This window comes from Micrococcus sp. HMSC067E09 (genome assembly GCF_001812555.1).
Classification (GTDB): domain Bacteria; phylum Actinomycetota; class Actinomycetes; order Actinomycetales; family Micrococcaceae; genus Micrococcus; species Micrococcus lylae.
Genome location: NZ_KV809449.1, coordinates 200,923 through 219,555 on the forward strand (window position 1 = coordinate 200,923; position 18,633 = coordinate 219,555).

15 protein-coding genes and 1 pseudogene are annotated in these 18,633 nt (G+C 71.0%); 7 read left to right on the forward strand and 9 right to left on the reverse strand.

Annotated features, from left to right (window positions below; all coding sequences use genetic code 11):
- Nucleotides 1-181: 181 nt before the first annotated feature.
- The 4 genes from rplI to rpsF all read right to left on the reverse strand — a co-directional run bounded on the left by rplI (nt 182) and on the right by rpsF (nt 2,124).
- Nucleotides 182-646, reverse strand: a complete 465-nt coding sequence (rplI, locus tag HMPREF2863_RS09135; RefSeq protein ID WP_070639589.1) for a 50S ribosomal protein L9 — start codon at nt 644-646, stop codon at nt 182-184.
- A gap of 30 nt (nt 647-676) precedes the next feature.
- Nucleotides 677-916, reverse strand: coding sequence for a 30S ribosomal protein S18 (rpsR, locus tag HMPREF2863_RS09140; RefSeq protein ID WP_067191663.1), 240 nt, complete (start codon nt 914-916; stop codon nt 677-679).
- 207 nt (nt 917-1,123) lie between these two features.
- Entirely contained in the window at nt 1,124-1,723 is a 600-nt protein-coding gene (locus HMPREF2863_RS09145) for a single-stranded DNA-binding protein (RefSeq protein WP_067191665.1), read from the reverse strand.
- A gap of 95 nt (nt 1,724-1,818) precedes the next feature.
- Nucleotides 1,819-2,124: a 30S ribosomal protein S6 gene (gene rpsF / locus HMPREF2863_RS09150; RefSeq protein WP_070639590.1), complete on the reverse strand. Its 306-nt coding sequence runs from the start codon at nt 2,122-2,124 to the stop codon at nt 1,819-1,821.
- A 252-nt stretch (nt 2,125-2,376) separates the two neighbouring features.
- On the opposite strand from rpsF, the gene HMPREF2863_RS09155 reads away from it, so the two are divergent.
- A complete protein-coding gene (locus HMPREF2863_RS09155; RefSeq protein ID WP_070639592.1) occupies nt 2,377-3,003 on the forward strand; it encodes a DUF1697 domain-containing protein in 627 nt (208 codons plus the stop codon).
- A gap of 39 nt (nt 3,004-3,042) precedes the next feature.
- On the opposite strand, the gene HMPREF2863_RS09160 is transcribed toward HMPREF2863_RS09155, so the two are convergent.
- Nucleotides 3,043-4,491 carry a M18 family aminopeptidase gene (locus HMPREF2863_RS09160; RefSeq protein WP_070639594.1) on the reverse strand — a complete coding sequence of 483 codons (1,449 nt, stop codon included), beginning with the start codon at nt 4,489-4,491 and terminating at the stop codon, nt 3,043-3,045.
- Between the two features lie 110 nt (nt 4,492-4,601).
- Between HMPREF2863_RS09160 and HMPREF2863_RS09165 the strand changes: the two genes are divergently transcribed.
- Complete coding sequence (locus HMPREF2863_RS09165) at nt 4,602-4,943, forward strand: hypothetical protein (protein ID WP_070639595.1); 342 nt, start codon at nt 4,602-4,604, stop codon at nt 4,941-4,943.
- 84 nt (nt 4,944-5,027) lie between these two features.
- On the opposite strand, the gene HMPREF2863_RS09170 is transcribed toward HMPREF2863_RS09165, so the two are convergent.
- On the reverse strand, nt 5,028-6,635 hold the full coding sequence (locus tag HMPREF2863_RS09170; protein ID WP_083315353.1) for a glycosyltransferase family 87 protein: 1,608 nt from the start codon (nt 6,633-6,635) through the stop codon (nt 5,028-5,030).
- 151 nt (nt 6,636-6,786) lie between these two features.
- Between HMPREF2863_RS09170 and HMPREF2863_RS09175 the strand changes: the two genes are divergently transcribed.
- Entirely contained in the window at nt 6,787-7,872 is a 1,086-nt protein-coding gene (locus tag HMPREF2863_RS09175; RefSeq protein WP_067191310.1) for an inositol-3-phosphate synthase, read from the forward strand.
- A gap of 306 nt (nt 7,873-8,178) precedes the next feature.
- Here HMPREF2863_RS09175 and HMPREF2863_RS12205 read toward each other — a convergent pair whose 3' ends face one another.
- Entirely contained in the window at nt 8,179-10,260 is a 2,082-nt protein-coding gene (locus HMPREF2863_RS12205; RefSeq protein WP_246828871.1) for an acyltransferase family protein, read from the reverse strand.
- A 249-nt stretch (nt 10,261-10,509) separates the two neighbouring features.
- Nucleotides 10,510-12,273 carry a formate--tetrahydrofolate ligase gene (locus tag HMPREF2863_RS09185; protein WP_141756405.1) on the reverse strand — a complete coding sequence of 588 codons (1,764 nt, stop codon included), beginning with the start codon at nt 12,271-12,273 and terminating at the stop codon, nt 10,510-10,512.
- Nucleotides 12,274-12,606: 333 nt separating this feature from the next.
- Between HMPREF2863_RS09185 and HMPREF2863_RS09190 the strand changes: the two genes are divergently transcribed.
- Nucleotides 12,607-13,278, forward strand: a complete 672-nt coding sequence (locus HMPREF2863_RS09190; RefSeq protein WP_070639599.1) for a hypothetical protein — start codon at nt 12,607-12,609, stop codon at nt 13,276-13,278.
- A gap of 362 nt (nt 13,279-13,640) precedes the next feature.
- Here the strand turns inward: HMPREF2863_RS09190 and HMPREF2863_RS09200 are convergent, their stop codons facing one another.
- Nucleotides 13,641-15,101, reverse strand: a complete 1,461-nt coding sequence (locus HMPREF2863_RS09200; RefSeq protein WP_070639603.1) for a CCA tRNA nucleotidyltransferase — start codon at nt 15,099-15,101, stop codon at nt 13,641-13,643.
- Nucleotides 15,102-15,302: 201 nt separating this feature from the next.
- Here HMPREF2863_RS09200 and HMPREF2863_RS09205 point away from each other — a divergent pair, with 201 nt between their 5' ends.
- The 3 genes and pseudogenes from HMPREF2863_RS09205 to HMPREF2863_RS09215 all read left to right on the forward strand — a co-directional run.
- Nucleotides 15,303-15,896: an NUDIX hydrolase gene (locus HMPREF2863_RS09205; protein ID WP_082740022.1), complete on the forward strand. Its 594-nt coding sequence runs from the start codon at nt 15,303-15,305 to the stop codon at nt 15,894-15,896.
- Between the two features lie 36 nt (nt 15,897-15,932).
- The gene (gene murJ, locus HMPREF2863_RS09210) at nt 15,933-17,777 is read left to right on the forward strand and encodes a murein biosynthesis integral membrane protein MurJ (RefSeq protein ID WP_083315346.1); all 1,845 of its coding nucleotides are present in this window, start codon (nt 15,933-15,935) and stop codon (nt 17,775-17,777) included.
- 145 nt (nt 17,778-17,922) lie between these two features.
- Nucleotides 17,923-18,633 (forward strand): annotated as a pseudogene (locus tag HMPREF2863_RS09215) (hypothetical protein); the annotation flags it as partial.

The following is an 18,633-nucleotide window of genomic DNA, read 5'->3' on the forward strand; positions in this document are numbered from 1 at the left end:
AGAGGGTGAGTCCTCACCAGTTGGCGAGCCTGACGGGGCCGCGCCGGCCCACGGCGACTACGCAGGTCCCCGGGAACAGCACCGCCCCCGGAGACAGCAGAGGACCCCGGCACGCACCCTGCGGTGCATGCCGGGGTCCCCGACGGCGGTCACATCACCGGTGACGAATCAGGAGTGGGTCTCACTTCTTCTTCGTCTTGGCGGCCAGGACCTGCACCTCGACGTCGGCGACGACGTCCTCGTGCAGGCGGACCTGGGCCTGGTGGTGGCCCACGGCCTTGATGGCCTGCGGGATGGTGATGGAGCGCTTGTCCACGGAGCCGATGCCGGCGGCCTCGATGGCCTCGGCGATGTCGGCCTGCTTCACGGCGCCGAACAGGCGACCCTCGGCACCGGCGGTGCGCTCGAGCTGCACGGTCGTCTCCTGCAGCTTGGCGGCCAGGGCCTGGGCCTCCTCAAGGTTCGCCACGGCGCGGGCGGCGCGGGCGGCCTTGATCTGCTCGACCTGCTTCTCCCCGCCCTTGGTCCACACGGTGGCGAAACCGCGCGGGAGCAGGTAGTTGCGGGCGTAACCGTTCTTGACCTCGACCACGTCACCGGCAGCGCCGAGACCAGTCACCTCGTGGGTCAGGATGAGCTTTGCCATCTGGTGTACTTCCTCTCTCGACTCGCTCGATCAGCCGCGGCCGGCGCCGGCGTAAGGAAGCAGGGCGACCTCACGGGCGTTCTTGATGGCCTGGGCGATCTTGCGCTGCTCCTGGACGGTCACGCCGGTCACGCGGCGAGCGCGGATCTTGCCGCGGTCGGAGATGAACTTGCGCAGGAGGGCGACGTCCTTGTAGTCGACGACAGTGACGCCGGCGGCCTTCAGCGGGTTGGACTTCGGTTTGGGCTTACGGATGTCAGCCTTTGCCATCGTGGTGCTCCTTGTGTCTGGTGGAGCCCGCAGAACGGTTCTGCGGGATGGAACGCCTCCGGCCGTGTCACGGACCGGCGGCAGGGGTGCCTCGCAGCGGCGCCGCGAGGCGGAGAATGGGGCCGGCGGTTCAGTGCCGGCCTCCGGGCTCGGAAGCCCGGACGGTCAGATGCCCTGAGAGGCTGCGCCCACACCGGGCGCCACGGATCAGAACGGGGGCTCGTTGGAGGACGGGGTGTCCCAGCCTCCACCGCCGCCGGCGCCGGACCACGGGTCCTGCGGGGCGGCGTTGCCACCGCCCTGCTGGCCACCCCAGCCGCCGCCCTGCGAAGGGCCGCCGCCGAAGCCGCCGGAGTTGCCGCCGAAGCCGCCTGCAGACTGGCCGCCACCGAAGTCGCCGCCGCCCTGCTGGCCGCCGAAGCCGCCGCCTCCGCCGCCACCGCGCTGCGAACGGGTCACCTTGGCGGTGGCGTAGCGCAGCGACGGGCCGACCTCGTCCACGTCCATCTCCCAGGAAGTGCGGTTGTTGCCCTCACGGTCCTGGTAGGAGCGGGCCTTCAGGCGGCCCTGCGCGACGACGCGCATGCCCTTGGTCAGGGACTCCGCCACATTCTCCGCGGCCTCACGCCAGATCGAGCAGCGCAGGAACAGGGTCTCCCCGTCCTTCCACTCGTTCGTCTGGCGGTCGAACGTGCGCGGCGTCGAGGCAACGGTGAAGTTGGCGACGGCGGCACCGTTCGGGGTGAAGCGCAGCTCAGGGTCGGCAGTCAGGTTGCCGACCACGGTGATGATGGTGTCTCCGGCCATGGTCACTCCTGTGTTCGCAGATGGATCAGCGTCGATTCCGGTCCCGGGGACCGGGGTGTGTGTCCGATGCTCTCAGGTCACCCGGACGCGGTGGATCACTCGGCGGCGACCCGCTGCTCCTCCGGGCGGATGATCTTGGTGCGCAGGATGGTCTCGTTGAGCGACAGCAGTCGGTCGATCTCCTGGGCGGTGGCCGGCTCCGAGGTGAAGTTGATGACCACGTAGATGGCCTCGGACTTCTTCTGGATCTCGTAGGCCGTCTTGCGGCGACCCCACACGTCGACGTTGTCGACGGTGCCGCCGTCCTTGGTGATGACCTCAAGGTACTTCTTGAGGGTCGGCTCCACGGTGCGCTCGTCGACCTCAGGGTCGATCAGCACCATCAGCTCATAAGCACGCATGCGAACCCACCTCCTCTGGGCTTGCGGCCACGGTCTCTCCGTGGCAGGAGGTTCTGTGCTCGTCGTCCGCGCGTCGGCCCGCACTCTTCGGCGGCACGCAGACAACCTGCCCCACCCTACCATCGCGGGAACGCACGCCGGAGGGCGAGACTGATCACAGCCGCAGAGGCGAGAATGCAGACAGCAGGAGACTGGCCGTCGTCGGGAAGCACCGGCGGAGCCGACCCGTGCACGCCACGCGAAGGAGGCCCCATGGACCGCACCGACCACCGCCACACCCACGTGCTGCTGCTGCGCGGAGTCAACGTGGGCGGACGGAACCGCGTGCCCAAGGCCGAGCTGGCCGAGCTCGCCGCCGAGGCCGGCGCCGAGGACGCGACCGTGCACCTGAACTCCGGGAACGTGCTGTGCCGGATCGGCGAGCGCCGTCCCGCCGCCGAGGTGGCCGCGATGCTCTCCCGCCTGATCCTGGCCCGCCTGGACGTGGAGACCCCCGTGCACGAGGCGACCGCCGCGGAGATCGCCTCCCTGCTGGACGCCTGGGAGGCGAGCGAGCTGGCACCGACGGCCGGACAGGTCGCGGACGGCCGGTTCCTGCCGCGCCAGGCCCATCTGGTGCTGCTCGACTCCGCCCCAGACCCCGACGACGCCGCCCGGCTCATGGCCGAGGACGTCGGGCAGGACCGCTGCCTGGCCACCGGCCGCGGCGTGTGGATCCGCTACGCCGTGGACACCCGCTCCTCGACGCTCACCCTGCCGCGGATCGAGCGCATCCTGGGCCGCTCCGGGACCGCCCGGAACCTCAACACCGTGAAGGTGCTGGCCGGGCGGCCGGACCCGAAGAAGGACCTGCCCCGGATGGAGCTGCGCCGGGACTGAAAGGCCCCTCTCGACGCAGGAGCAGGAGGAGCCAGCCCGTCAGACACCCGCGTAGAAGGCGTCGACGGTCTTGCCCATGTGCGCGATGTCCTCCACGCCGCACATCTCGCGGGCCGAGTGCATGGACAGCAGGCCGATGCCCACGTCCACGGTGCGGATGCCCAGGCGGGTGGCGGAGATGGGACCGATGGTGGAGCCGCACGGGGAGTCGTTGTTGGAGACGAACTCCTGGAACGGCACCCCCGCCACACCGGACCAGCGGGCGAACGCGGCCTCGCCGGCGGCGTCCGTGGCGTAGCGCTGGTTCGCGTTGATCTTCAGCAGCATGCCGCCGTTCGGGCGCGGGTGGTTGGCCGGGTCGTGGCGCTCGGCGTAGTTCGGGTGGACCAGGTGGCCGGTGTCCGCGGAGAGCAGCCAGGAGCCGTGGATCGAGCGGGCGCGCGCCTGTCCCTCGACGCCGAGGGCGGTCTGGATGCGCCCGACCATCTCCTCGAGGATCGGGCCGGCGGCACCGGAGCGGGAGGCCGAGCCGAGCTCCTCGTGGTCGAAGGCGGCGAGCATGGGGATGACGGGGGCACCGGCGGCCTCACCCGCGATGCCGTCGGCCACGCGTCCGGCGAACTCCACGCCCTCGCCCGCGCCGGCCAGGCGCTCGAGCGCCACCAGCCCGGCGTGGGTGGAGGCCAGGTTGTCCAGCCGGCCGGAGGCCAGGAACTCGCCGTTCGCGCCGAACAGGCCGGGGGCCTGGGCGTCGGCGACCATCACGTCATGGCCCATGATCGCCTCCGGCTCCACGCCGGCGGCCTCGGACAGCACGGACAGCACGTCCGCGCAGAGGCGGGCCTGCACCGGGCCGTCCAGGGACCCATTCCCCGGCTGGGCCGCCCCGACCACCGGGTGCATGTGCTTCTGGCGCTGCAGCTGCAGGCCCTCGTTGACCTGGCGGTCCAGGTGGATGGCCAGCTGCGGGATGCGGCCGAGCGGACCGGTGGCGGCGAGCACCTGACGGCCGTCGGCGAGCGCGAGGCGGCCGGCGAAGCGCAGCTCGCGGTCCAGCCAGGAGTTCAGCAGCGGTCCGCCGTAGATCTCCACGCCGGCCTGCGCCCAACCGTCCGCGGTGACGGTGGCGTGGTTCGGCTTGAGCTTGAAGCCCGGGGAGTCGGTGTGGGTGCCCAGGACACGGAACACCGGCACGACGTCGGCCCCCTCGCCGCCGCCTGCGGACTCGCCGGAGGCGGCGGTGCCGACGGTGGTCGGGATGATCCAGGCCATGGCGGCGCCGTCGCGGACGACGACGTACCCGCCCGGGGCCGACGGGAAGTCCCGGTGCTCATCCAGGCGGGTGAACCCGACGGCCTCGAGGCGACGTGCCACCTCCTCCGCGGCGTGGTAGCTGGAGGGTGAGGCGGTCACGAAGTCGGCCAGGTCCTGGATGTGCGCGGGCATCTGGCCCGGGGCGGCAGTGGCTGCGGCGGAGGTGTCGGTCATGGTCCGACCGTACCGCGGCCGTGTGCGGGGGCGCAGGGGCGGCGCGGCTACGGTGGAGGCGTCGGCGACGCGGCCGGTATGAGGGTGCGAGAGCGAGGAACAGGCCCGGGATGGACGCGCAGATCTGGATCGTGGTGGCGATCGGTGTGGTGCTGATGATCGGCTGGACGCTGGCCGGCTGGTGGATCGTGCGCATGGGCTTCACCCGGGACCGGGACGCGGTCGGGCACCCCCACGCGGACGCCGACGCCCCGGAGCGCGCCGTCCCCGTCCGCGCCGATGCGAACGACGACCCCAACGCCATCTGGCGCGAGCAGATGAAGGCCGCGACCCTCGCCTCCGGCGCCCGCTGCGACTGCCCCGGCGCCGACGGCGACGGCGACGGCGGCCTGGCGTCCCCCGGCCTCGAGCCGGACCCGGACTGCCCGGTGCACCGCTGGGACTTCGCCTGACCCGGCTGTGCGGGGGTTGCTGACGCAGGACATGGTGGCTCGGCGCATGCTAGCTCGGCGCCTGGTGGCTCAGCGCACGCTGGTTCAGCGCCGCGGGGAGTCCGCGTAGGCACCGGCCAGCGGGTCGGCAGCCGCCTGCCGCACCAGGTCCTTGCGCGGGACGTACATCTCCACCACCACGCGGCCGCAGAGCCAGAGGACGGCCACCACGTGGGCCACGATCGCCAGCACGTACACGGAGTCGTCCATGGAATGCTGCGGCTCGGAGCCGGAGGCCCCCTTGGCCAGGTACATCCACACGGCGAAGAAGTGGAGGACCTCCACCGTCTGCCAGACCCAGAAGTCCTTCCAGCGCGGCAGGGCCAGCGCCATCAGCGGGATCAGCCAGATCACGAACTGCGGCGAGTACACCTTGTTGGTCAGCACGAATCCGGCCACCACCAGGAACGTCAGCTGCGCCAGCCGGGGCGGGTGCTTCGCCAGCACGCCGAGCAGGAACACCGCGGCGCACCAGACGGCGAACACCCCGTAGACCACCAGGGACAGCGACTCGTCCGGGAGGTAGCGGCCGCCGACCTTCGGGGCCATCACGTCCCAGGCGTGCCACACGCTGGACAGGCCCGGTCCGCGTTCGGAGGAGAAGGTGAAGAACAGCTTCCAGGCCTCGACGTTCAGCACCATCAGCGGCAGGTTCACCGCCAGCCACGCCCCGACAGTGCCGGCCAGGGCCTTGAGGAACGGGCCGAAGCGCCGGGACCTCACCGCCAGGATCAGCAGGGGCCCCAGGATCAGCAGCGGGTAGATCTTCATGGCCGCGCCGAGGCCGAACAGCACGCCCGCCCAGCCCGGCTTGGACCGGGCCCACACGTACATGCCCCAGGCCATCAGTGCCACGGCCCACATGTCCCAGTTGATGGTGCCGGCCAGGATCATGCCGGGTGCCACGGCCACCATGAGCCCGTCGGTCCAGCGGCGCCCGGCCATGCGCACGGTCAGCACCGCGACGACGGCCCACAGGCCCACCACGAAGACGGCGTTGACCAGCCAGAACGCGAGGGTCTCGTTGCCGCCGTCCGGCACCCACTGGGTGATCTGCGCGGCCACGGAGGCCACGAGGCTCATCAGCACCGGGTACTCGAAGGTCGATCCGGCGGCGAAGGGCGCCCACGCGTTGTCGGCGAACCCGCGCCCGCCGTAGAGCGCTGCCCAGTCCGAGTAGCAGCCCGCCAGGTAGACGTTCGGGGCGCCCCAGCCGCGCACCAGGCACGGGGCCTTCTGCAGCACCGTCGCCGCGGCGGCCAGGCCGACCAGCAGCGCGGCGATCGCCACCGGCGACGCCCACGAACCGGTCTTCCGGCCCCACCCGTTGGCGGCCAGACCGCCGGGCAGGGAAAAGCGGCCCTCCGCCTCCCGGCCCCCGGCTGCGGCGAGGGACGCACCCGAGGTGCGTGCCGTCGTCGTGCCTGTGGCGCGCCCCGTATCTGCGGTGCCTGCGGCGCGCCCCGTGCCCGCGGTGCCTGCGGGCGCCTGCACACCGGTGACGCCGCTCACGGCGGCCGCGTCATCCTGTCCGCCTGTGGCGAAGGAGCCGCCCGTCCCCGCACGCTCCGGCACCACCGGTCCGGCGGCGCGGCGCGGCGCAGGTCGGCGGGCAGGGGCGGGCCGCGGAGCCTTCGAGGGGTCAGAGGTCATGCCCACCATCCTAGGAACCGCGCGGGTCACCGGGCCCGGCTCCACGCGCGTCAGGCGTAGACTGCAACGCAAGCTCAAAACCCCGGGACCGGGCGCGCCCATGTGGCGTGCCCACCTGCACGTGCGCCCGGGGAGACTTCGAGGAGAACAAGTGGCAGAGAACCCCATCCGCGTCGCCATCGCCGGCCTCGGCAACTGCGCGACGTCCCTGATCCAGGGAGTCGAGTACTACAAGGACGCCAAGGCCGAGGACACCGTCCCGGGCCTGATGCACGTCCAGTTCGGCGACTACCACGTCTCCGACCTGGAGTTCGTTGCGGCGTTCGACGTGGATGCAGCGAAGGTCGGCCTGGACATCTCGGAGGCGATCCTGGCCTCGGAGAACAACACCATCAAGCTCACCGACGTCCCGAACACCGGCGTGAAGGTGCAGCGCGGCCCCACCCTGGACGGCCTCGGCAAGTACTACAAGGAGACCATCGAGGAGTCCGCGGAGGAGCCGGTGGACGTCGTCCAGGCCCTCAAGGACGCGAAGGTGGACGTGCTGGTCTCCTACCTGCCGGTGGGATCCGAGGAGGCGGACAAGTTCTACGCCCAGGCCGCCATCGACGCGAAGGTCGCCTTCGTGAACGCCCTGCCGGTGTTCATCGCAGGCACCCAGGAGTGGGCGGACAAGTTCACCGCCGCCGGCGTGCCGATCGTGGGCGATGACATCAAGTCCCAGATCGGCGCGACCATCACCCACCGTGTGATGGCCAAGCTGTTCGAGGACCGCGGCGTCACCCTGGACCGCACCTACCAGCTCAACGTGGGCGGCAACATGGACTTCAAGAACATGCTCGAGCGCGAGCGCCTGGAGTCCAAGAAGATCTCCAAGACCCAGGCGGTCACCTCCAACACCTCCGCCCAGCTGGGTGAGAAGGACGTGCACATCGGCCCGTCGGACTATGTCGGCTGGCTCGACGACCGCAAGTGGGCCTTCGTCCGCCTCGAGGGCCGCAACTTCGGCGACGCCCCGGTGTCCCTGGAGTACAAGCTCGAGGTCTGGGACTCCCCGAACTCGGCCGGTGTGATCATCGACGCCGTGCGCGCCGCGAAGATCGCCCTGGACCGCGGCATCGGCGGCCCGATCCTCTCGGCGTCCTCCTACTTCATGAAGTCCCCGCCGGTGCAGCACCACGACGAGGAGGCCCACGAGCTCGTGGAGGCCTTCATCCGCGGCGACATCGAGCGCTGACCGGCCCCACGATCCCCGCGGCCCCGGACCTCAGCCGGGCGTGTCGACGACGGCCCCTCGCCTTCCGCAGGCGAGGGGCCGTTCGCGTCGGTGTGCCGGGCGTCGGCGTGCCTGGGTGTGCTGTGCCCTGGGTGTGCCGCCGCCTGCCTCAGAGTGGGGATAAGACACGGCGTTGAGATCGCAGAACGGGACCGTGTTGTACCCCCCAAGTTGCACCCCCGAAACGCCAGGTTGCACCCCCGCAACGCCAGGTTGTACCCCGGCAACACCAGGCTGTCCCCACAACCAGGGACCCCGGCGGGTGGATCACTTGGCGGTGTCCACGCCCAGGCGCTCATCGATGGTGCGGCGGATCAGCTGGGCGAACACCTGCTGGCCGTTCTGACGCGGGTGCACCTTGTCCGGGGCGAACTCGCGCACGTACTTGGAGGCGGCGTCCCAGTCGGCCACCACGATCTGGTCGCGGTGCTCCTCGGCCAGCGCGTTCATCTGCTTCTGGACGCCCGGGACCCACTCCGGCGGGCCGTGCGGGATCACGAGGACCAGCAGGCGGTCCTCGCCCAGGGTGTCCAGGATGCGATCCCAGTCGCTGTCCTTGGTAGCGCCGTTGGTGCCCAGTGCCACCACCGTGATGGGGCGCAGCTCGTCCTTGGCGGCCATCTCCTCGAGCTGGTCCGCGGCGTCCCAGAGCTGGTGGCCGACCTCGGCCTCGATGCGGATGCCCGGCATCTGCTTGAGCAGTTCGGGGGCGGAGGACAGGGAGACGGAGTCGCCCAAGAGGTTGATGTCCTCACCGTGGACGGACGGCGGCAGCTTCTCGGCTAGCTCCTCCTCGGTGAACTCGGGGCGCAGCACGTTTGGGTCGCCAAGGCCCAGCTCATCGCCGGAGGGCGGCGCGGACCCGCCCTCGGAGGGGTCGGCCTCACCGCCGGACGGCTCGGACCCGTTGCCCCCGTCGCCCTCCTTCTCGCGCTCCTGGGCGGCCCTGGACGCCTCGGCCTTCAGGGACTCCTGCGCGGCCTCGGCCTCGCGGAGCGCATCCTCGGCGTCGGCGATCTCCTGCTGCAGCTTCGTCTGGCTCGGGGAGTGGACCAGGGCGGCGCCGGCCGCCACGGGGACGGCGAGCAGGGCCACGGCGCCGACGCCCACCAGGGCCTTGCCGGCGCCGGCCGCACGACGACCGGCACGGCCGCGGCCGCCGGCGCGCACGCCGGAGCCGGTCCAGGCGGCCTTGATGCCCTCGCCCCAGGAGCGGAAGGTGGCGCGGAAGCCGTGGTGGAGGATCGGCTCCTCCACGATGCGGGCAGTGGCCTCGGCGATGAGGGCGGTGAGGATGATGACCAGGCCCGCGGCGAGCGGCTCGATCCACTCCGGCGCGTCGACCGGGACGATGATGCGCATGATCACCAGCAGCGGCCAGTGCCACAGGTAGGCGCCGTAGGAGCGGCGGCCCCACCACCCGAGGAAGTCCCCGGACATGGCCTTGGAGAACGAGTCGCGGCGGTTGCCCTGGACCACGTGCAGGACCAACAGTGCCACGAGCGCGGACAGGGCCGCGAGCACGCCCAGGTAGGTGTATGCCGCGGTGCCGTCCACCAGGAAGAAGGCGACGGTCAGGACCGCCAGGCCGGCCCAGGCCAGCGCCGTGCGGACCGGTCCGGTGGAGGGCTCACGGCCGCCCTGCTCCGGACGGGCCACGTGGGTCTGCGCAAGAGCCACGGTGGCGCCGAACAGCAGCCCGAAGGCGTGCGTGTCCGTGCCGAAGTACATGCGGGTCTGCGGGGCACCGGAGAGCTGGCCGACCGCCATGCCCACGGCGGAGGCGATCGCCAGGGACAGCACGATGCCCATGCGGACGGCATCCGCCCCGCGGGCCGAGCGGGCGGTGCCCTTGCGCGGCCAGCAGAGCAGCAGGAGGCCGAGGATCAGCAGCGGCCACACCACGTAGAACTGCTCCTCGATGGCCAGGGACCAGAGGTGCTCGAACAGCGGCGGGGTGGCGGCGTTGAAGTAGTCGTTGCCGTCCAGGATCATCAGCCAGTTGCTGGTGTACGTGAGGGCGCCGAGCCATTCGCGGCGCAGGCCGGCCGGGAACTCGGAGACGGCGAGCCAGGCCAGGGCCGTGGAGCCGACGAGGGCCAGGATCAGGGCGGGGACCAGGCGCCGGATGCGCCGCATCCAGAAGGAGCCGAGCTTCACGCCGTGGCCGGAGTCGATCTGGCGGATGAGGCCGACCGAGATGAGGAATCCCGACAGCACGAAGAACATGTCCACGCCGACGAACCCGCCCGGAAGCAGGGCGGGCCAGGCATGGAAGACCAGGACGGCGAGCACGGCGATGCCGCGCAGGCCGTCAAGGGCCGGGACGCGACCGGGGCCCTTGCTCACACGGGTGCCGGGGCGGGGGGTATGGTGGCCCGCTCCGCCACCGGAGGTGGACTGGGCGCCGCGCGTCCTCGCCGGGGAAGCTGAAGGAGGACTCGACACAGTCATCTAGCCTGAACCGTCCGACGTGATTTCGCCACTCACGACACAGTCCGCAATGGTTGCGAATCGGTCTCGCTCCCGCGTGCGTACGCGAGATGAACCCCCGAGATCCGCAGAAACCTGCGGTTCTGTGTGTTCCCTTGGAATCGCTCAGAACAGGCCCGTGATGTTGCCCGCATCGTCCACGTCCATGCGGTCGGCGGCCGGGGACTTCGGCAGTCCGGGCATGGTCATGACCGCGCCGGTGAGGGCGACGACGAACCCCGCCCCCGTCTTGGCGCTCACCTCGCGGACGGTGACGGTGAAGCCCTCCGGGGCGTTCAGGGCCGTGGGGTCGTCCGAGAAGGAGTACTGGGTCTTGGCCATGCAGACCGGCAGGCCGTCCAGGCCACGGCGGGAGATCTCGGCCAGTTGGCGCCTCGCGGCAGCGGTGAACTCGGCCTTCGCGCCGCGGTAGTTCCGCTTCACCACGGCCTGGATGCGCTCCTCCACGGTCATGCCCTCCGTCCAGAGGCCGGTGAGCACCGGGGCGTCGTCGCCCGGGGCGGGAAGCGCCCGTGCCACGGCGCGGGCGAGGCCGCGGGAGCCCTCACCGCCGGAGCCCCAGACGTCCGCCACGGCGCAGGCGAGGTCCTGCTCGCGGCACCAGCCCTCGAGCCACTCCAGCTCGGCGTCCGTGTCCTCGGCGAACCGGTTCACGGCCACCACCACGGGGGCCCCGTAGGCCTGCATGTTCTCCACGTGGCGGGCGAGGTTGGCCACGCCGGAGCGCAGGGCGGCCACGTGGGCGTCCTGGACCTCCTGCTCGTCGCGGCCGTCGCGCTCGGCGACCTTCGCCACGCCGGCCTTGACGTCGGCGAGCGCCATGCCGGACTGCAGCTTCAGCGCGCGGACGGTGGCGACCACCACGATCGCCGCCGGCGGGAACTGCCCTGCCACGGAGGTGATGTCCATGAACTTCTGGCCGCCGAGGTCCGCACCGAAGCCGGCCTCGGTCACCACCACGTCCGCCAGCCGCTGGGCGGTGCGGGTGGCGATCACCGAGTTCGCGCCGTGGGCGATGTTCGCGAAGGGACCGCCGTGGATCAGCACCGGGGTGCCGCCGAGGGTCTGCACGAGGTTCGGTGCGATCGCGTCCTTGAGCAGCACGGCCATGGCGCCCTGGGCGCCGTGCGGGCCGATCTGGGAGGCGGTCACCGGTTCGCCGGCGTAGGTGGAGCCCACGGTGATCTGACCGAGGCGGCGCTTGAGGTCCGCCAGGTCCCGGGCGAGGCAGAAGACGGCCATGGTCTCGGTGGCCACCGTGATCTCGAAGCCGCCCTCGCGGGGCACGCCCTGGGTGCGGCCACCGAGGCCGGTCACCACGTCCCGCAGGGTGCGGTCGTTCATGTCCAGGGCACGCTTGAGGGTGATGGTGCGCGGGTCGATGCCCAGCTCGTTGCCCTGCTGGATGTGGTTGTCCACGAGGGCGCAGAGCAGGTTGTGGGCGCTGGTGAGGGCGTGGAAGTCCCCGGTGAAGTGCAGGTTGACGGCCTCCATCGGGACCACCTGGGACCAGCCGCCGCCGGTGGCGCCGCCCTTGATCCCGAACACGGGGCCCAGGGAGGGCTCGCGCAGTGCGGCCATGGCGGTGCGGCCGGCGATCGAGGCGGGGGCGTCCTCCTCCTCGGCCACCAGGTTCAGCCCGTCCACCAGGCCCACGGTGACGGTGGTCTTGCCCTCGCCGGCGGGGGTGGGGCTGATGCCGGTGACCAGCACCACCCGGCCGGTGCGCGGCGCGTCGATCGCGTGCACGTCCACCTTCGCCATGTGGCGGCCGTACGGGATCAGCAGGTCCTCGTCGATCCCGGCACGGGCTGCGATCTCGGCGATCGGGGCGGGCGTGTGGGCGGCAGCGATCTGCGCATCGTTCATGCGCCCCATTCTTCCACCGCGGGACAGTCCGAAGAGATCCCAGCCACCCCGTCGATTGGACTCTCTCCCCCCCTGATCTAATCTCACCTCGGTGCATTCATCCCTCTCTTGGCACTCACATCCAACCGACAGAAAGGCACCCGGATGTCGAAGTTCAAGAGCTTCAGGCATGGACTGGTGGCTGTGGTCGCAGCCACATCACTCACCTGCGCGTCCGCCACCACCGCACATGCCGCTCCGGTATCAGCGTCCTCATCGACAGGTGGGAGCGGAGCGTCCACCATCGCTCCGTCGAATACCGTGACGAGTCACACTCCTCAAGGAACCAGTTCCATGGATCTGCCGGGACAGACGACCGATACGCCTCGAGACGCCCTGGATCTAGCGCCGGAGCAGCTCGTGGACGAGACCACCAATGTGTTGGCGGCGACCACCCTGGGTTCCAGCGACCTCGTGACGTACGACACGACCTCCGGAGAGCAGACACTCATCGTCATGAACGATGCATCGTCGCCCACGGAATACGAGTTCGCCTTCGATCTTCCCGCGGGCGCATCGTTGAGCCTGCAACCAGACGGTTCCGTCTCCATTCGAGACGCGAACGACGAGGAGTTCGGCACCGTGGAAGAGCCGTGGGCTGTCGATGCAGCGGGAATGCCGGTTGACACCCACTTCACCGTCACGGGGAATCGACTCATCCAGACGGTGACCCCCTCATCTGACACGACCTTCCCCGTCGTTGCAGACCCCGCAACCGCATGGGAGTGGACTGTATGCATCGCCACAGTCGGAGCAACATTCACGCCTTGGGGCGCTGGTGCTGCAGTCGCATACAAGCTCGTCAAGCGCTTCGGCAGCGTGCGCCGCGGCATCGAGATCATCTGGCGGGCCTATCATTCTGCCCACGGTGCACAGGCGAAGTGGAACGCCGCCATGGCCGCATCCGGCGGCTTGTTCGCTGAGATCATCGGCATCAACGAGGTAAAGGAGGCCTGTTTCTCGTGACCCGTGTCCCCTCCGCGCGCGACAAGAAGCCCGTCCGGCAACTCACAGACTGGTTCTACCTTCCCCTGGGGGGCCTGGCACTCCTGCAGGTCCCCCACACCTGGGAGGCGCAAGGACCTGTCATCGGCGTTCTTTACATCGTCGCAGTCCTTGCCCTTGTCCTGGCTGTGGCCATGAGCAACCGGGGCAGGTTCCGTTCCGTGCTGGACGCTCCTCCAGCCACGTGAGCGCGGCGTTCCTGTAGCAACGGCACGTCGGAGCAGGTTCGGTAGTCAGTCGGAGGCCATGGTCGCCGTCCGACTACCGAACCTGCAGTGCAGTCGTTCAGCGGACAGTGATCGACAGCGGGCGACGGACGGCCGTCAGGCCCCGGTGTCCTCCCGCGACTCCGGCTGCTCGGCCCACCAGCGGCGCAGTTCGGCCTCGGCCACGTCCTGCTCGTGCGGGCCCTCGTCCAGGCGCCACTCCAGCAGGTGCCGGTAGGCGCGGCCCACCACGGGTCCGGGGCGGATGCCCAGCAGTGCCATGATCTGCTCGCCGTCCAGGTCCGGGCGGACGGCGGCGAGCTCCTCGGCCTCGGAGATCTCGGCGATGCGGCGCTCGAGGTCGTCGTAGGCGTGGGCGAGCCGGTTGGCCTTCCGCTTGTTCCGGGTGGTGACGTCCGAGCGGGTGAGGGCGTGCAGGCGGTCCAGGACCGGTCCGGCGTCGTGGACGTAGCGGCGCACCGCGGAGTCGGTCCAGTCGGCGTCCCCGTAGCCGTAGAACCGCATGTGCAGCTCCACCAGGCGGGTGACGGCCTTGATGGTCTCGTTGTCGAACTTCAGGGCGCGCAGGCGCTTGCGGACCAGCTTGGCGCCGACCACCTCGTGGTGGCGGAAGCTCACCGCACCGTTCTTCTCGAAGCGACGGGTGGCGGGCTTGCCGACGTCGTGGAGGAGGGCCGCCAGCCGCAGCACCACGTCCGGGGACTGCGGCGAGTAGCGCTCCTCCTGCTCGATCGCCTGCTCCAGCACGATGAGCGAGTGGGCGTAGACGTCCTTGTGGCGGTGGTGCTCGTCGGTCTCCAGCTGCAGGGCCGGCAGCTCCGGGAGGATGCGGTCGGCCAGGCCGGTGCGGACCAGCAGGTCCAGTCCGCGGCGCGGGTCGGCGCCGCAGATCAGCTTCACCAGCTCCTCGCGGACGCGCTCGGCGGAGATGATGTCGATGCGTTCGGCCATGTCCGTCATGGCGGCCTCCACCTCGTCCGCGACCTGCAGGCCGAGCTGGGCGGCGAAGCGGGCGGCGCGCATCATGCGCAGCGGGTCGTCCGAGAAGGAGTCCTCCGGGGTCCCGGGGGTGCGCAGGAGGCCTGCGGCGAGGTCCCGCACGCCGCCGTGCGGGTCCACCAGCTCCATCGCCGGCAGCCGCAGGGCCATGGCGTTGACGGTGAAGTCGCGGCGGACCAGGTCGTCGTCGAGACTGTCGCCGAAGGCCACCTGCGGCTTCCGCGAGGTCGGGTCGTACTGCTCGGCACGGTAGGTGGTGACCTCCAGCTGCCAGCCGTCCTTCTGGAAGCCGATGGTGCCGAAGCGGCGTCCCACGTCCCAGACGGCGTCCGCCCATCCGGCGCCGATCGCCTCGATCGCGTCCGGGTCCGCGTCCGTGGTGAAGTCCAGGTCGCCGGAGTCCCGGCCGATGAACAGGTCGCGCACCGGTCCGCCCACGAGGGACAGCTCCCGGCCGGCCGCGGCGAACCTCTCGCCCAGCTCGATCACGACGGCGGGCAGCGAGGTGCCCTCAGGGAAGCCGGAGGGCAGGGGGACGCGCGGCGAGGAGGTGCTCATGATGAGTACAAGGGTGCCAGAGAACCGCGACGGGGACGGTGCCCGGGGAGCGGACGGGGCACTGCACGCGCAGCGGTCGCAGCGGCGCGCCCGGGGCGGAGGCCGCGCCGTCGGCCGCACCCGCGGGCTGCGCCCGAGCGCCGCGGGGGTGCCGGGACGGACCAGCGTGCGACGTGGACGCCTGACGCTAAGGTTGAGGGCATGACCCGCCCTGACCGACCCGAGCGCCGAGGGGCACCCCTGCCCTCCGCCGTCCTGGGCCGGATGCGGCGTCAGACCCCGCCCACGCCCACGCCGGGGCCGCCCACCGGCCCGCGACCGCGCGTGCCCGCCGCGGCCCTGCCCACCGTGGAGGAGGTCTCCGCCGGAGGCCTCGTGGTCCGCGAGCACCGGGACGGCCTCGAGGTCGCGATCATCGCCCGCTACAACCGCGGCGGCCGCCTCGAGTGGTGCCTGCCGAAGGGCCACCCCGAGGGCCGTGAGGACCACCGCGAGGCCGCGACCCGCGAGGTCGAGGAGGAGACCGGCATCGCCGGCGAGATCCTCGAGCCGCTCGGCTCCATCGACTACTGGTTCACCGTGTCCCGCCACCGCGTCCACAAGACCGTGCACCACTACCTGCTGCGCGCCACCGGCGGCGAGCTGACCACGGAGAACGACCCGGACCAGGAGGCCGTGGACGTCGCCTGGGTGCGTCTGGAGGAGGTCGGGCGTCGCCTGTCCTTCGCCAACGAGCGCCGGATCGTGGACCTCGCCCGTAGGATCATCCACCAGCACTTCCCCGCAGACGGCTGACGCCGCCTCCTGACCTCCCCCTTCCGGAAGCGAGTCATGAGCACCTCCTCCTCCGCCGCAGGCCGGCACCCCGAGCACGACGACGGCACCGCCCCCTCCGTGACCACCTCGCCGACTGCTGCGGTCAGGGAATCCGAGCCCGCCGATCCGCCCACGGACGCGGTGCCGGCCGGCGAGAAGAACGTGGCGCGCTCGTCCGCGATCATGGCGGCCGGCACCCTGCTGTCCCGCGTGCTCGGCTTCGTCCGCGCGGCCCTGCTCACCGTGGCCATCGGCTCCACCGCCCTGGTGGCGGACGTCTTCGAATCCGCGAACACCATCCCCAACGTGATCTACATGCTGCTGGCCGGCGGCGTGTTCAACGTGGTGCTGGTGCCGCAGCTGATCAAGCATGCGAAGGACGCGGACCGCGGCGCCGACTACACCTCGAGGCTGATGACGCTGGTGGTGCTGGTGATGGCCGGCTTCACGGTGCTCATCACCATGGCCGCCGCCCCGATCATGGGTGCCCTGACGAGCAACTGGAGCCCGGGCATGCTGACGCTGGGCACCGTCTTCGCCCTGTGGACGCTCCCGCAGGTCTTCTTCTACGGCGTGTACGCGGTGGCCGGGCAGGTGCTCAACGCGAACGGCCGCTTCGGCGCCTACATGTGGGCGCCCGTGCTGAACAACGTCGTGGCGATCGCCGCGATCGTGCTCTACCTGGTGATGTTCGGCCGGTACGCCGGCGGGGACCAGCTGGCGGAGTGGACCACCACGCAGACGGTCATCCTGGCCGGCGGCCACACCCTGGGCATCGTGGCGCAGGCGGTGATCCTGTTCCTGCCGCTGCGGCGGCTCGGCCTGGGGCTGCGTCCGAAGTTCGGCTGGAAGGGCATGGGCCTGCGCCAGACCGGCGCGCTGGCCGGCTTCACCCTGCTGACCATGCTGATCGGCAACACGGTCAACCTGCTCTGCGCCCGCATCATCACCGGCGCCACCGCCGCCCGCGCGGACGTGGACTCCCGCGCCCCGGGCACCGAGGGGTGGTCCGAGGCCATGGCCCAGGCCGCCATCCCCGGCCTGAACGCCTACAACATGGCGATGCTGATCGCGATCCTGCCGCACTCGGTGTTCGTGGTCTCCATGGCCACCGTGCTGTTCAACCGCTTGGCCCGCTCCGTGGGCGCACAGGACATGCAGGCGGTGCGGAGCACCACCAGCCAGGGCCTGCGCGCGTTCTCCGTGCCGCTGGTGTTCTCCACCGTGGCGATGATCGTGCTGGCCGGCCCGCTCGGCCGCATCTTCGGCTCGGCCTCCGAGACCGCCCTTCCGGCGGGCATCGCGATCGGCCAGGTCCTGCTCATCCTCGCGGTGGGCCTGCCTTTCCGCTCCGCCGGCTTCTACCTGATGCGCGCGTTCTACGCCGCAGAGGACGCGAAGACCCCGATGGTCATCCAGGTGACCTCCGCCCTCGGCATGCTCGTGCTGGCGTACGCCGGCGCGTTCTTCCTGCCGGACTGGTCGCTGGCCTACTGGATCGCGGCGGTGGGCACGCTCTCGCACATCTACACGTTCCTCGTCTCCCATGTGCTCGTGGTGCGCCGCTTCGGCGACTACGACTTCGCGGCCGTGGTGCAGGCCCACGCCAAGACAGGCCTGGCGGCGGGCGTCGCCGGCGTCGTCGGAGGTGTGACCGTCTGGCTGCTCGGCGGCTACTCCGGCGGATTCGCCTGGGGTTCGATCCTCAACGCGATCATCACCTGCACCGCAGCCGGCCTCGTGATGGGCGTCGTCTACCTCATCGGCCTGCGTGTGCTGAGGATGCAGGAGCTTCAGATGGCGGCCCGGCCGCTGGCCTCCCGCATCCCGGCGCTCGGGCGCGTGCTCGGCGTCCGCTGATCCGCCTGGCCCCGCACCGGCCCGCGGCGGGGCACCCGGGGGCCGGCCCTCCCTGGTGTTACGCCTCACTGCCTCTAGGATGGGGGAATGCGCACGGCCATCCCGTGCCGTGGCCGCCGCGCAGCCGTCATGTGAGAGGAATCCCGTGTCCCAGTCGATCGAAGTCGGATCCGTGCTCGGTGGTCGCTACCGCATCACCGACCATGTGGTGACCTCTGCCGACCAGGACCTCGTGTTCACCGGCCTGGACCAGGTCCTCAACCGCCGCGTCACCGTGCTGGTGGCCTCCCTGGAGAATGCGACCCAGGTGGCCTCGTCCGCCCGCGAGCTCGCCACGGGCGAGCGTCAGGACGACGTCCAGGTCCTGGACCTCGGCCTCTCCGAGGGCCACACCTACCTGATCGCCGGCGGCAACCCGGACCCGGACGTGCTGCTCGGCCTGGCCTACCCCCAGGAGACCTACGTCGAGCCGTTCCAGACGGACACCCTCGGCTCGGAGATCTTCGGCTCCTCCCGTGATGCGCAGGCCCATGAGTACGACGACGACGAGGCCTACTACACCGAGCTCGACGAGCACATCCGCGCGGACCAGGAGCAGCACTCCCGCCGCCCCGGCTTCCTCAACCGGCTCTCGGACCGCCTGTCCGAGCGCATGAACTCCTCCTCCGACGGCTTGGCCGCCCGCGAGGCCGCCGGCGCGTCCGCACTGGCCGCCGCGGGTTCCGCAGCGAAGGCCAAGGAGGAAGAGAAGCGCCGCGCCGAGGAGGCCGAGCGCGCCCGCCAGGAGGAGCGCCGCCGCGCCGAAGAGGCCGAACGTCAGCGTCTCGAGGAAGAGAAGCGCCGCGCCGAGGAGGCC